Raw genomic sequence first — 12,639 nt, forward strand, 5'->3', positions numbered from 1 at the left:
TTTACATCAGAGCGGCTTACGAGTCGCTCTGATGCCCTCCAGACGTAGCATTAGTGGGCACAGGCCGTTCACCCACCTCTAGTGTTATGTCCATGCGCTCGCCGCCTCGCACTACCGTTAGCGGTAGTTCCGTGCCTGGTGGGATGGAGGCGATATCGCTCATTGTAGCGCGCGCATCCAAAATCACTTGGCCGTCAATAGATAGGAGTACATCACCCGGCTGTAAGCCTGCCTTGGCCGCTGGCCCATCTTTCACGACGCCGGCGACAATAACTCCTTGTGGAGTTCTTAGTCCAAATGATGCGGCTAGCTCGCGGGAAAGCGCTTGTGCTTCTATGCCTAACCAGCCGCGGATGACGCGACCGCGAGTTACAAGTTCGTTCAAAATGCTGTGGGCAAGGTTGGCTGGAATCGCGAAGCCAATCCCTTGTGATCCCCCTGATCGTGAGAAGATAGCCGTATTAATGCCCACTAAAGCGCCGTCAGGATTAACTAATGCTCCCCCGGAGTTGCCCGGGTTTATTGCTGCATCTGTCTGAATGAAGTCTTCATAGGCATTTAAGCCTAAGTGGCTACGTCCTGTGGCGCTAATAATACCCATCGTCACGGTTTGCCCAACACCGAAAGGGTTGCCGATAGCGAGTGCTACATCACCCACGGCCACCTGTTCAGAGTCAGCAAGCTCAATCACTGGTAAATCATCGAGAACAATGCGTAAAACAGCAAGATCGCTTTCTGGATCAGTGCCAATTACCTCGGCAAGTGTTTCCCGACCATCGCGAAGTGCTACCTGTATTTGGTCAGCGCCATTAATAACATGATGATTGGTCAACACGTAGCCGTCCTGGCTGACGATAACACCAGAACCCAGGCTCGATAGCATTCGCTGGTGGGTGGTAGCATCGTCGCCGCTGAAAAACTGCTGGAAAAATGGGTCAGACATCAATGGGTGCTGGTCGCGCTCAACAATGCGCGAGGAGTATATGTTGACGACGGCTGGTGCCGCTTGATTCACCGCGTTTGAATAACTGGCAGGCCCTTGGTTACGGTTAAGTGGTTCCGCTTGCCGTATTTCAGGAGCTGGTCGGTTTGCTGCCGGTTCACCACGGGTAGGCACCAGTGGGGAGGGGGGTTCGACGGTTGCTGGTGGCGTTTGTCGAAATGGGTTAGGTAAATATTCTGGAAAGGCAAGTAACACCAATGCGGCGAGCAATAGCCCGGTGATGATTGGCCATATATAGGGCAGCACAGAGCGGTGCATGCGAAGTTTCCTCAGCGGATGATAGTCTAAAATAGTCGCGAGGTTCGCGATAACGCGAAGCGAGATTTACAATAGCGCTATCGTAACACTTTATTGAGACGTTCCTCACGACAGCCTGTTAATCGCTTTAAGGAGTCAGTGTGATTCATCGCGACCAATTAGTAGCCGCCTGTGATCATCAGCTGCGATCATCGCAATTTAAAGACTTTACCGTTAACGGCCTTCAGGTAGAAGGGAGGGATACTGTAAAGCGAGTAATGTCGGGCGTGACGGCCTGCCAGGCGTTGCTAGAGGAGGCAGTATCTTGGCAAGCAGATATGGTATTAGTACACCATGGATATTTCTGGAAAAATGAGCCAGTCGCTATTACCGGAATGAAGAAGAGGCGAATTAAAACGCTGCTTGATAACGAAATGAGTTTACTTGCTTATCACTTGCCATTAGATGCGCATGCAGAGTTTGGCAATAATGCCGAGCTGGCAAAGCGTCTGGGCTGGAAGGTAGAAGGTTGCATTGACGGTGAGATTGGAGAGGGTCTGTTGTGGTCTGGTCGATTGGCGGAGCCGCTGAGCGTAAGTGAAGTAGGCGCTCAATTAGCCTCAGTGCTTTATCGCACGCCTTTAGTTATCGAGGCGCCTGACGCTGGCCCTGTAGAGCGTATTGCCTGGTGCACCGGTGGTGCTCAAGATATGATTACAGCGGCGTATGAAGCTGGGGCGCAAATGTTTGTGTCTGGTGAGATATCAGAGCGCACGACGCATTTGGCTAGAGAGATGGGAATTCACTACATTGCTGCAGGACATCACGCGACTGAGCGATTTGGTGTTCAGGCGCTGGGCGAATGGTTAGCGAGCGAGTATGGCGTAATACATCGCTTTGTCGACATCGACAACCCAGCCTAGGAGCTTGTATCCAGCATCCGCATTAGCTTACTGTGCGGATGCTTTCAAAGGCATTGGCCTCGTTAGGTGTTATTAATAACGAGGTGGTTGTGCTTTGTTTGAATCAGTATCTTTCTGACTATCCTTTAAGCCAAAGTCTTCAGACAGCGTGCCACTTTTGCCGTCTGCATAGTCACGAGGCGTATTAACATCGCTTTCGCTACCAGTGGTAGTCATTGAGCTGTTCTGGGTGGTTGTCGCTGTAAAGCTTGTTCCAAGCTTCCACTCAGCAGCTTCTTTCTCAATGTGCTGCTCTAGCTGATCAGCTTCATGGCGAAGATTAATTAAATGTTGTTGGATGCCAGAGAGATGACTTCCCATGCCTTTTTTTAACTCGGCTATTTGATGCTCACGTTCAAGCAGTGCTTGCTTTAAGGTGGCATGGTCACGCTGACCTTTGCTAAATAAGCGATAGCAGACCAGGCCAATAGCAAACCCAATAATAAGACCGATAATTGCAAAAGTGAATGGCGAGCTTGCTTCCACAGTTTTCTCCCTATAGGTGATGCGTGCCACCAGCTGCATGGCGAAACTTAACAGATAGCTTAACAGACAACTTAACAAAACTTGACCATTATAGGCGCGTATCCGTCGGTTGGGTCAATCCGCTCATGCGCTCAGTCGTTAAGCAGCGTATAATATTTTCTTTTTTATTTGAGCAAGCTGTGTCCTTGCAGTGATACAGCGTCGTTCGAGATGTGCGCTGTGGGAGCGAATTGATGTCATCATTATCTGCACGTCAATACAGTGAGCAGGCGAGCCGATTAACGCCTTTTGCACGGTATCAAGAAGACCTAAAGCGCGACGACTTTCAGTATGACCCAGCCCAAGAGCAAGCGGTTAAGCATCTTCAGCGCCTGTACGATGAATTACTGGCTACGCCTGCTGTCGCTCCTAAAGCCGTTATTGCTAGCAAAGGGTTGAAAGCGAAAATGGCTGGTCTACTTGGTAAAAAGGCCAGCTCAGGTGAGCCAGCGCTACCCGAAGTGAAGGGGCTTTATTTTTGGGGTGGAGTGGGGCGTGGTAAAACGTATCTGGTTGATACCTTCTACGAAGCTCTTCCTTTTCCTGAGAAAATGCGTACCCACTTTCATCGTTTCATGCAGCGTGTTCATAATGAGTTAACGCATTACAAAGGTGAAAAGAACCCTCTAACGCTGATTGCCGGGAAGTTTGCTGCTGAAGCGCGTGTCATCTGCTTTGATGAGTTTTTTGTTAAAGACATTACTGATGCAATGATTCTGGCTAATTTACTTGAGGCGTTGTTTGAGCGTGGGGTGGTATTAGTAGCGACATCAAACATCATACCTGATGACCTTTATAAAGATGGGTTGCAGCGTGCAAGATTTGTTCCTGCTATAGAGCTAGTTAACCGCCACTGTGAGGTCGTTAATGTCGACTCGGGTGTTGACTACCGTTTGCGTGCTTTGGAGCGGGCGGAAATTTTTCATGCGCCGCTTGATGAGGCGGCAGAGCGGGAGTTGAGCAGAAGCTTTTGCGAAATAGCTGGCAATGAGGGTGAAGAAGGTGCGCCTCTAGAAATTAATCATCGCGTTTTGAAGACGCGCCGTCTGCATGATGACGTGGCATGGTTTGAGTTCGCTGAGCTGTGCGATGGGCCGCGTAGCCAGAATGATTACATAGAGCTTGCCAGAGAATTCCACACGGTTTTGGTTTCTAACGTTATTCAGATGAATGCAAAGACAGACGACCAGGCTCGAAGGTTTATTAATATGGTCGATGAGTTTTATGATCGCGGGGTTAAGCTGTTGATGTCGGCAGAGGTAGCGGTTGAAGCACTATATAGCGATGGAAAGCTGACATTTGAATTTCAGCGAACTTTGTCGCGTTTGCAGGAGATGCAGTCTAAAGAGTATTTAGCATTACCTCATAAGCCATAAGCCATAAGCCATAAGCCATAAGCTGGCAAGCAGGCCTCTGGGGTTCAATCAGACTGCCGTTAAACATGGTGTCGGTAAAAATGTTGTTTGCAACAACATCACTACGAGTCAGCGATACTAATAAAAAACGACGGCGGCACTTAACTTGCTGCCGCGCTTGCTGTAGAATGCCGCCTCGCTACATGTTGCTTGGGTTTTTCTGGCAACCAAAAAAAATAGGGATGGTGCTTCATCGCTTACTTAGCGGTGTAAGCTACCCAATACACTTAATCTGGTGATTTCATCCATGAAGACGTTCAGTGCTAAGCCGCAGTCCGTCCAGCGCGACTGGTATGTAGTCGACGCTACGGACAAAACGCTCGGTCGTCTGGCAACCGAGATTGCTCGCCGCCTGCGTGGCAAGCATAAGCCCGAATTTACTCCTCACGTTGACACTGGCGACTACATCGTCGTTATCAATGCTGAAAAAGTCCATGTAACCGGTAACAAGGCGAAGGCTAAAACCTATTATCGTCACACTGGTTACCCGGGCGGTCTGCGCTCTATGACATTCGACAAAATGCTTGATCATGCGCCTGAGCGCATCATTGAGTCTGCCGTTAAAGGTATGTTGCCGAAAGGTCCTTTGGGTCGCGCCATGTACTCCAAGTTGAAAGTGTACGCCGGTGCCGAGCATCCGCATGCTGCCCAACAGCCGCTTGAACTGAACATCTGAGGAAATCTTCGCCATGACACAGCAGTATTACGGTACCGGGCGCCGCAAGACTTCCACCGCTCGCGTGTTTATGAAGCCGGGCTCTGGCAAAATTACTGTCAACAACCAAGACCTTGACCTTTATTTTGGTCGTGTTACTGGTCGTATGGTTGTTCGTCAGCCGCTTGAGTTGACTGAGACGCTGAACCAGTTTGACATATTCGTCACTGTTGCTGGCGGCGGCGGCTCCTCCCAAGCAGGTGCTATTCGTCACGGTATCACTCGTGCCCTGATGAACTACAATGAAGATCTGCGCCCGACCTTGCGCGCTGCGGGTTACGTAACTCGTGACGCTCGCCAAGTTGAGCGTAAGAAAGTGGGTCTGCGTAAAGCGCGTCGTCGTCCGCAGTTCTCTAAGCGTTAATTTTACGCTATGCGGCAAAAACGCCCAGGTCAACGACCTGGGCGTTTTTTGTTGGAATATCAAAAAATTATAACGCTTATACCACCATGGTCACGGGCAGTTGTTCTTGTGCAGAGCGCTTTGTTTTTTTAACATAGAGCGTATTTGATATTCGTCGCCGCAAGACGCCTTTGCGGCGGAACGGGTAAGCTGATGGGAGAAACCAGAAATGGCAGATAACGGCGTAAACAAAGGTCGGCGCCGTTTCCTCGTGGGCGCCACCTCCGTTGTTGGGGCGGTGGGTGCTGTCGGGGTTGCGGTCCCCTTTGTGGCTTCTTGGCAGCCTAGTGCCAAGGCAAGGGCGGCAGGTGCGCCAGTTCAAGCAGATATATCGAAGCTTGAACCTGGACAGCGCATGACCGTCGAGTGGCGTGGACGGCCGATTTGGATTATTAATCGTACGCCTGAGATGATCGAGCGAACCGAAGCCTTAGATCCAGGCAGTCTTGCTGACCCTGACTCCGAAGTGCCTCAGCAGCCTGCCTATATCCAAGGTGGGTTACGCTCTATCAAGCCAGAGATAGGTGTGCTGATTGGTATCTGTACGCATTTGGGATGTTCCCCGCTGTTTCGGCCTGAGCCAGATGCCGAAGGGGTAGGGGTGGATAATTGGCCGGGTGGTTTCTTCTGCCCATGTCATGGTTCTCGCTTTGACTTAGCCGGTCGTGTGTACACCAACGTCCCTGCGCCGACTAACCTTGAAGTTCCGCCTTACCGTTTTGAAAGCGATGATATCATCGTGGTAGGCGAAGACGAGGAGGCTGCATAATGGGTAATCCAGATAAGGCCAAAGCAGAAAGCGGTATCATGCGCTGGGTGGATGACCGCTTTCCTGCCACGCAGATGATGCAAGATCATCTCACGAAGTACTATGCACCGAAGAATTTCAACTTCTTCTACTTGTTTGGCGTCCTGGCATTGCTGGTGCTGGTGAACCAAATCCTGACGGGTGTGTGGCTAACAATGAGCTACAACCCTTCAGCAGAAGGTGCGTTTGCCTCCGTTGAATACATCATGCGTGATGTGGAGTGGGGCTGGTTGATCCGTTATATGCATACCACCGGCGCCTCTGCCTTCTTTGTGGTTATTTACATGCATATGTTCCGTGGTCTTTTGTATGGTTCGTACAAAGCGCCGCGAGAGCTAGTATGGATCTTCGGTATGACCATCTATCTCGCCTTGATGGCAGAAGCCTTTATGGGTTATCTGCTGCCATGGGGACAAATGTCATATTGGGGTGCCCAGGTTATTATTTCGCTGTTCTCTGCGATTCCAGGTATCGGTCCTGACCTTGCCCAGTGGGTGCGTGGTGATTTCCTGATTTCCGGTATTACGTTGAACCGCTTCTTTGCGCTTCATGTTGTTGCATTGCCCATTGTTATTTTGGCTCTTGTCGTGCTGCACATTATTGCGCTTCACGAAGTGGGTTCGAATAATCCAGACGGTATCGACATCAAGCAGAAGAAAGATGAGACCGGTAAGCCGCTGGATGGTATTGCCTTCCATCCGTACTACACCGTGAAGGATTTGGTGGGTATTGCAATCTTCCTGTTTGTGTTCTGTGTGGTTGTTTTCTACTTCCCGGAAGGGGGTGGCTACTTCATTGAGAAACCGAACTTTGAGCCTGCTAACCCGCTGAAAACGCCTGATCACATCGCTCCAGTGTGGTATTTCACGCCTTTCTACGCGATTTTGCGTGCCATTACGTTCTCGCTGTTTGGGTTAGATGCTAAGTTCCTTGGCGTTCTCTTCATGGGTGGCGCAATCGCCGTTCTTTTTGTTCTGCCTTGGCTTGACCGTAGCCCGGTCCGCTCTATGCGCTACAAGGGCTGGATGTCCAAAGTTATGTTGCTGTTGTTTGCGATTAGTTTCGTCATTCTGGGTGTATTGGGCGTGCTGCCATCGACAGAGGGGCGGACCCTTCTGGCGCAGGTCTGTACAGCCATTTACTTCGCCTTCTTCCTGCTGATGCCGTTCTACACCAAGCTGGAGAAGACTAAACCCGTTCCGGAAAGGGTGACTGGCTAATGAAAAAACAACTATTTGCACTGCTCTTCGCGTTAGTGCCAGTAACGGCGATGTCGGCGGGTGGCGTGAGCGTAGCTCACAGCATGGACCCTGATCTTCAGGACCAAGCATCTTTGCAAAACGGCATGAAGCTCTATGTCAATTACTGCATGGGGTGTCATTCGCTAGAGCATCAGCGGTTCGCGCGTGCTGCAGAGGATTTAGGTATTCCCCAGGAGCTGGTGGAAGAGAACCTTATTTTTTCCTCTGATCTTGCGTTTAACGACCAGATGCACATTGCAATGGATCGTGGCGACGCCGAGTCTTGGTTCGGCGCTCCGCCGCCCGATCTGACGCTGGAAACTCGTCTGCGCGGTACCGACTGGGTTTATTCTTACCTGTTGGGGTTCTATAAAGACCCCAGTCGTCCGTTGGGCGTCAATAACACAGTGTATGAGCTGGTCGCTATGCCGAATGTGTTAGAGCCGCTCCAGGGTGTTCAGGAAATGGTTTGTTCGGAAACGGATCAGCCGGTGGCAGGCCAGTCACCAGATCCTTTATCGGGTAAGTACCAGTCTTGTGACGTGCTGCAAGTTACCCAGCCAGGCTCAATGGAGCCTGCGGAGTTTGAGGAAGCGGTTTATGACCTGACGAACTTCCTTGCTTACGTTGGTGAGCCGTCTAAGCTCCACGCGCAGGCATTGGCTCCAAAAGTGCTGATCTTCATCTTTATCTTTGGTGTAATTGCTTACCTACTCAAGCGTGAGTACTGGCGAGACGTTCACTAACGATCAAGTGATGACAGGCATGTCGGGCGCACGGCGTAAGCCGTGCGCCTTTTGTTTATCTAGCCATGCGTAAAGCAAAGCGGGTTAGCTTCCCATAAGCTAGCTCTGGCATGTTATGATCAATGATTGTTTTGATGTGAGGATGCTTTCATGGGTGTTGTGGCCAAGCGGTCGTCGATGATCTTTTACTCGGGTAATGATGATCATTTCAGTCATCGTGTGCGCATTGTTCTGGCTGAAAAGGGAGTGGCGGTTGATATCGTTGATGTCAGCGATGAGCGGCCGCCGGAAGAGTTGGCTGACCTCAACCCGTATAACAGCGTGCCAACGCTGCTAGATCGTGACTTGGTACTCTACGAGTCTAAAGTGATGATGGAATATCTGGATGAGCGTTTCCCTCATCCTCCGCTGTTGCCTGTTTATCCGGTGGCGAGAGCGCAAAGCCGTTTATGGATGCACCGTATTGAGCGCGAATGGTGCCCGATGCTGGAGCAAATACGCACAGGTGGTAAAAAAGAAGCGGAAAAGGCGCGTAAAGAGCTGCGTGAAAGCCTTATTGGCATTTCGCCCATCTTTGAAGATATGCCCTATTTTATGAGCGAAGAATTTACGCTTGTAGATTGCTGTCTAGCGCCTATTTTGTGGCGTTTGCCTGAGCTGAATATTGAGCTGCCTGAAAAGCAGGTAAAGCCACTACTAAGCTATATGTCACGTGTGTTCGAACGTGAAGCGTTTAAAGCATCTTTAAACGAGCGTGAAAAAGAGATGCGCGCTTGAATTCATACTGCCTCTTTTCCTTAATTTGGCAAGGAGGCTTACTTGTTAGGAGGGGGAAGCCTTATGAAATCGAGCCGTCCCTATCTCGCTAGAGCGCTTTATGAGTGGCTATTAGATAACGAACTGACCCCGTATGTGGTGGTAGATGCTACTCAGCCAGGCGTAGAAGTGCCTCGTCAATTTGTTCAAAATGGACAAATTGTATTAAACGTTGCGCCTACCGCTGTACGTGATCTGTTTATGGAAAATCAAGCGATTGGTTTTAGTGCACGTTTCAGTGGTCAGCCGATGCAGGTAATGATCCCGACGCCAGCGCTTATTGCGATTTACGCCCGTGAAAATGGTGCTGGCATGGTGTTTGGTCATGAGCCTGAGTTGGATGCAGCAGAGTTTGACGACACGGAGTTAGGTGATGACTTGTCTGATTCACTTGGTGAGTCGTCTAAGCCTGAGTTAACGGTAACAGAGCCAGTGCCTGAGAACGAGGGCAAGACGTCTACGCAGGCGTCTGGTAAAGCGACGAAGAAGCCGACGCTGAGGGTAGTCAAGTAAGCAAGCCGATTAGCTTCGTTGTCGGTGGTTGCAGTCTAACAGCAAAAAGCCTCGCTTTGGTGGTTTGCCTTAAGCGAGGCTTTTTTGTTGGCCGTACTACTTAATCAATATAATCAAATACTTTAACAATACGTTGAATGCCGCCTACAGAAGATACGGCATTAACAATTCGGTCACCTTCCTCGCGTGTCACCATACCCATCAGGTACACATTTGCATTTTCTGTAGTCACTTTCAATTTTGATGAGTCGATACGATCATTTGTAGCGAGCTGGCTAATAACATTGGTAGTGAGCCAAGTATCTGTTAAGCGTTGGCCGGCAGGTAAGTTGGCTGCAATGCTTAATTCGTTATGCACTTGGCTGACGCCACGGAGAGACTCTGCTACTTCGCCTGCCTTTTTGCGCAGCTCTTCGCTCGGCACTTGGCCCACAAGAAGCAATGAACCGTTATAGCTGTGCGCTTTGATGCGCGCGTCTCTTAACCGAGCATCTGAGCGCGCCAGGGCACGCTCAGTTTCGCGCTCAATGGTTGCATCAACTGCTTCAACATCGCTGCTACGCTGACCATAATTAGAAGGGTTAGAGGCAGCATTGTTGGCACATCCAGCAAGAAAAATAGTGCTGACAATCGCAACGGCAATCATCTTTTGTGAAAAATAACGCAGGGCCATAAGGGTGACTCCTTTCGTGGTTGTTGGGTGGGCCTTCTGCCACTTTGATCCTATCCACTTAGTCAGTACTACCGAAAAGCTGTTCGTCAATTAAATCACATAAACAGTGGATAACGAGCAGGTGTACTTCTTGGATGCGGGCAGTTGATGTCGCAGGGACGCGAATCTCACAGTCATCCTGACCAAGTAGTGACGCCATATTGCCGCCATCTCTGCCGGTTAGTGCGACCACTGTCATATCGCGGTCGTGGGCGGCTTGGATAGCTTGAACAATATTAGCCGAGTTGCCACTGGTGGAGATGGCTAGTAAAACATCGCCAGGCTGACCTAGTGCTCTGATCTGCTTGGAAAATACTTCATTGTAACTGTAGTCGTTTGCGATGGAGGTAAGTGTTGAGGTGTCGGTAGTCAAGGCTAGCGCGGGTAAGCTGGGGCGCTCGCGTTCAAAGCGATTTAATAGCTCTGATGAAAAGTGTTGGCTATCACCTGCGCTGCCACCATTGCCACAGGCAAGCACTTTACCCTCGTTAACTAAGCACTGAACCATCATTTGGCTAGCGACCTCGATAAAAGGCGGCAGCACTTCGCTGGCATATGTCTTGGTGTCTATGCTGGCGTTAAAGTGATCAAGTATGCGTGATTGAAAGTCCATTAGGGCTTCCTAGTAAATGTATCAGTAAGCATCAAAGGCAGCCTTTTCCCATTGAAATTCAAGTGCGGGCGACGTGCCTGTAATTGCTAGAATATCAAAACGGCAGGGACTGGAAATAGCATGCCGAGCGATATACAGCTTGGCTGCTCGTATTAAGCGATTTCGCTTTTGTGGTGTGACCGTCTCTAATGGGTGACCGTACCGAGTGGTGGTGCGATGTTTTACCTCAATAAAGACCAATATATCTCGATCTCTCATGACTAGGTCTAGCTCACCACCTTTAACATGGTGGTTGCTAGCGACAAGTATTAAACCATGTCGTTGCAGCCATTGAGCGGCTTGTTGCTCAATGGCTGCACCTCGTAATCGTGCCGTCTGAGGTGTATTGGAATTCTGAGGGTTATTGGGCATCGTTCAGCAGGCCCGGAATCAAAATGGGCGAAGGCACACCATTTTGGAACTTGGCCCATGGTAATTCTCGAGAAACCCTGCCATCACCAGATAAGCGGAGAGTGCCAGTGCTTCCATTCATGCCATCAAGGGCCGACAGGTCTGATAGGCGAATGCCAAGTTCGTAAGCATCTACACCCATTGCCATCAGGCGGAACATTGAAGCGTCTGATTCGTTGCGAAGCTCTGCATAAGTCGAATAAAAGGGCAGTGCTTCTTCGCCACCTACCGCAGCATCAGGGATTTGCCAGGGTATATCGATAAACATTACATCATTTAAGTCTTGATCCAAGCGAGTCTGTAAACGCCCTTCATGTAAATGGGAGGTAGCATAAATCGGAAGGTTAGGGGCGTAATAATAGTCCATGGTGGGAGGTACTTGACGCGCATACTCAGGGAGGGCAAGTAGAAATAGTGCATCGATATTCCCAAGACGGGCGCGCTCTCCGCTCACATTTAAGGCTGTTTTTACCGCGTTAGCCACGGCGCTATTAGGATCATAGCGGACAGCGTTGGTAATTTCGCCGCCCTGGCTTTGCCATTCATTCCAGAAAGCTTCGCCTACGCGTCTACCCCAGGCATTGTCGGGCACCATGATGGACATTTGGCGATGGCCGTCCTGAAAGGCTCTGCGAGCTGCTTGGCGAGCTTCATCTTCAGCAGATAAACCATACTGAAGGAGCTGAGGTGCTTGATTGTTGGCACTGTTGCCATAGTTTAGTGCCAGCGTAGGTAGCGGCACGCTATTGCGCTGCTCAAGTTGAGTGACTTGATCTTTATCAATTGGGCCAATCAAAAGCTGGGCATTCATTTGTTCGGCACGTTGGTAAATTTCATCGAGAGAGTATTGGGAGGCATCAATAAAAGTAAGCTGTACATTTTTGCCGCTGAGGTCGTGATGACGGCGCATGGCAGAAGCAATGGCGTTAGCTACACTACTTAGTGGGCCAGATTCAGGCAGTGCCACTGCAATACGCTGTATGTCGACACCCTCTAATTCAGGGATAGACGCTTTCGCAGGCTCTGCTTGGTCTAGTGCTTGACGTGCCCATTGCTGGCGCTCTGCAAGTGTATTCTGTTGATTAGCTTGCATAGGAAGTTCGTCATCAAGCACTTGGGTCGCGCGAAGTACCGCGCGGGGGTTGTCTAGGCTACGAGCAAGTTCAGAGAAAAGCATTGCCCAGCGTACCCGGTCTGATTCCGTAAGCATGCTTTCATCTATCGCATCAGCGGCGTCAAACGCGTCTTCGCGTTGTCCCTGCCTAGCAAGTATGTTTGCTGCTTCCAGTCGAGTTTTGGCGGCTTGCTCTGGGGCTTGCTGCTCCGCTTGACTAAGCAGTTGACTGGCATCCTGATCCGGGACGCGGTCAACTACGCTTGGGGGCTGCATAGCACACCCTGTGATTAGAAGCGCCATGAAGGCAGTGGCTAGAAATCCACGTATCGACTGTTTCATGTATCCTTCCTTAGTTTTCATTTG

15 protein-coding genes are annotated in these 12,639 nt (G+C 50.2%); 9 read left to right on the plus strand and 6 right to left on the minus strand.

The genetic code is table 11. The features are described from left to right. Positions 1-16: 16 nt before the first annotated feature. Positions 17-1,261: a Do family serine endopeptidase gene (locus M0220_RS14790; RefSeq protein ID WP_030072308.1), complete on the minus strand. Its 1,245-nt coding sequence runs from the start codon at positions 1,259-1,261 to the stop codon at positions 17-19. Between the two features lie 140 nt (positions 1,262-1,401). Between M0220_RS14790 and M0220_RS14795 the strand changes: the two genes are divergently transcribed. Continuing rightward, positions 1,402-2,163 carry a Nif3-like dinuclear metal center hexameric protein gene (locus M0220_RS14795; protein ID WP_030072309.1) on the plus strand — a complete coding sequence of 254 codons (762 nt, stop codon included), beginning with the start codon at positions 1,402-1,404 and terminating at the stop codon, positions 2,161-2,163. Between the two features lie 72 nt (positions 2,164-2,235). Here the strand turns inward: M0220_RS14795 and M0220_RS14800 are convergent, their stop codons facing one another. After that, entirely contained in the window at positions 2,236-2,688 is a 453-nt protein-coding gene (locus M0220_RS14800; protein ID WP_030072310.1) for a ZapG family protein, read from the minus strand. A gap of 233 nt (positions 2,689-2,921) precedes the next feature. Between M0220_RS14800 and zapE the strand changes: the two genes are divergently transcribed. The 8 genes from zapE to M0220_RS14840 all read left to right on the plus strand — a co-directional run bounded on the left by zapE (position 2,922) and on the right by M0220_RS14840 (position 9,384). Continuing rightward, on the plus strand, positions 2,922-4,103 hold the full coding sequence (zapE, locus tag M0220_RS14805) for a cell division protein ZapE (protein ID WP_030072312.1): 1,182 nt from the start codon (positions 2,922-2,924) through the stop codon (positions 4,101-4,103). A gap of 286 nt (positions 4,104-4,389) precedes the next feature. Next, positions 4,390-4,818 carry a 50S ribosomal protein L13 gene (rplM, locus tag M0220_RS14810; RefSeq protein ID WP_009721993.1) on the plus strand — a complete coding sequence of 143 codons (429 nt, stop codon included), beginning with the start codon at positions 4,390-4,392 and terminating at the stop codon, positions 4,816-4,818. Between the two features lie 13 nt (positions 4,819-4,831). Then, positions 4,832-5,221, plus strand: a complete 390-nt coding sequence (gene rpsI / locus M0220_RS14815) for a 30S ribosomal protein S9 (protein WP_030072315.1) — start codon at positions 4,832-4,834, stop codon at positions 5,219-5,221. Between the two features lie 208 nt (positions 5,222-5,429). Then, positions 5,430-6,029, plus strand: coding sequence for a ubiquinol-cytochrome c reductase iron-sulfur subunit (gene petA, locus M0220_RS14820; protein WP_030072317.1), 600 nt, complete (start codon positions 5,430-5,432; stop codon positions 6,027-6,029). Beyond that, positions 6,029-7,288: a cytochrome b gene (locus M0220_RS14825; protein ID WP_030072319.1), complete on the plus strand. Its 1,260-nt coding sequence runs from the start codon at positions 6,029-6,031 to the stop codon at positions 7,286-7,288. Before petA ends, M0220_RS14825 begins: the two co-directional genes overlap by 1 nt. Then, the gene (locus M0220_RS14830) at positions 7,288-8,055 is read left to right on the plus strand and encodes a cytochrome c1 (protein ID WP_264018088.1); all 768 of its coding nucleotides are present in this window, start codon (positions 7,288-7,290) and stop codon (positions 8,053-8,055) included. Before M0220_RS14825 ends, M0220_RS14830 begins: the two co-directional genes overlap by 1 nt. A gap of 150 nt (positions 8,056-8,205) precedes the next feature. Further along, positions 8,206-8,832, plus strand: coding sequence for a stringent starvation protein SspA (gene sspA, locus M0220_RS14835; protein ID WP_009721998.1), 627 nt, complete (start codon positions 8,206-8,208; stop codon positions 8,830-8,832). 63 nt (positions 8,833-8,895) lie between these two features. Then, positions 8,896-9,384, plus strand: a complete 489-nt coding sequence (locus tag M0220_RS14840; RefSeq protein ID WP_030072323.1) for a ClpXP protease specificity-enhancing factor — start codon at positions 8,896-8,898, stop codon at positions 9,382-9,384. Between the two features lie 100 nt (positions 9,385-9,484). Here the strand turns inward: M0220_RS14840 and M0220_RS14845 are convergent, their stop codons facing one another. The 4 genes from M0220_RS14845 to M0220_RS14860 are packed head-to-tail and all read right to left on the minus strand — an operon-like array spanning position 9,485 to position 12,615. After that, on the minus strand, positions 9,485-10,057 hold the full coding sequence (locus M0220_RS14845) for a BON domain-containing protein (RefSeq protein WP_030072325.1): 573 nt from the start codon (positions 10,055-10,057) through the stop codon (positions 9,485-9,487). 58 nt (positions 10,058-10,115) lie between these two features. Then, positions 10,116-10,709, minus strand: coding sequence for a phosphoheptose isomerase (locus tag M0220_RS14850; protein WP_030072327.1), 594 nt, complete (start codon positions 10,707-10,709; stop codon positions 10,116-10,118). A 21-nt stretch (positions 10,710-10,730) separates the two neighbouring features. Continuing rightward, complete coding sequence (locus M0220_RS14855) at positions 10,731-11,120, minus strand: YraN family protein (protein WP_030072329.1); 390 nt, start codon at positions 11,118-11,120, stop codon at positions 10,731-10,733. Further along, a complete protein-coding gene (locus M0220_RS14860) occupies positions 11,110-12,615 on the minus strand; it encodes a penicillin-binding protein activator (protein WP_030072331.1) in 1,506 nt (501 codons plus the stop codon). The genes M0220_RS14855 and M0220_RS14860 overlap by 11 nt, the downstream gene beginning before the upstream one ends. Between the last annotated feature and the right edge of the window lie 24 nt (positions 12,616-12,639).

Origin of the sequence: Halomonas qinghailakensis, from assembly GCF_025820815.1 — a bacterium.
Taxonomy (GTDB): Bacteria; Pseudomonadota; Gammaproteobacteria; order Pseudomonadales; family Halomonadaceae; genus Vreelandella; species Vreelandella qaidamensis.

Excerpts from the sequence above, each read along its gene's own strand:
- M0220_RS14840 (WP_030072323.1), top strand. The coding sequence starts at position 8,896 with ATGAAATCGAGCCGTCCCTATCTCGCTAGAGCGCTTTATGAGTGGCTA.
- M0220_RS14850 (WP_030072327.1), bottom strand. The coding sequence starts at position 10,709 with ATGGACTTTCAATCACGCATACTTGATCACTTTAACGCCAGCATAGAC.
- M0220_RS14855 (WP_030072329.1), bottom strand. The coding sequence starts at position 11,120 with ATGCCCAATAACCCTCAGAATTCCAATACACCTCAGACGGCACGATTA.
- rplM (WP_009721993.1), top strand. The coding sequence starts at position 4,390 with ATGAAGACGTTCAGTGCTAAGCCGCAGTCCGTCCAGCGCGACTGGTAT.
- sspA (WP_009721998.1), top strand. The coding sequence starts at position 8,206 with ATGGGTGTTGTGGCCAAGCGGTCGTCGATGATCTTTTACTCGGGTAAT.
- petA (WP_030072317.1), top strand. The coding sequence starts at position 5,430 with ATGGCAGATAACGGCGTAAACAAAGGTCGGCGCCGTTTCCTCGTGGGC.
- M0220_RS14790 (WP_030072308.1), bottom strand. The coding sequence starts at position 1,261 with ATGCACCGCTCTGTGCTGCCCTATATATGGCCAATCATCACCGGGCTA.
- zapE (WP_030072312.1), top strand. The coding sequence starts at position 2,922 with ATGTCATCATTATCTGCACGTCAATACAGTGAGCAGGCGAGCCGATTA.
- M0220_RS14845 (WP_030072325.1), bottom strand. The coding sequence starts at position 10,057 with ATGGCCCTGCGTTATTTTTCACAAAAGATGATTGCCGTTGCGATTGTC.
- M0220_RS14830 (WP_264018088.1), top strand. The coding sequence starts at position 7,288 with ATGAAAAAACAACTATTTGCACTGCTCTTCGCGTTAGTGCCAGTAACG.
- rpsI (WP_030072315.1), top strand. The coding sequence starts at position 4,832 with ATGACACAGCAGTATTACGGTACCGGGCGCCGCAAGACTTCCACCGCT.
- M0220_RS14860 (WP_030072331.1), bottom strand. The coding sequence starts at position 12,615 with ATGAAACAGTCGATACGTGGATTTCTAGCCACTGCCTTCATGGCGCTT.
- M0220_RS14825 (WP_030072319.1), top strand. The coding sequence starts at position 6,029 with ATGGGTAATCCAGATAAGGCCAAAGCAGAAAGCGGTATCATGCGCTGG.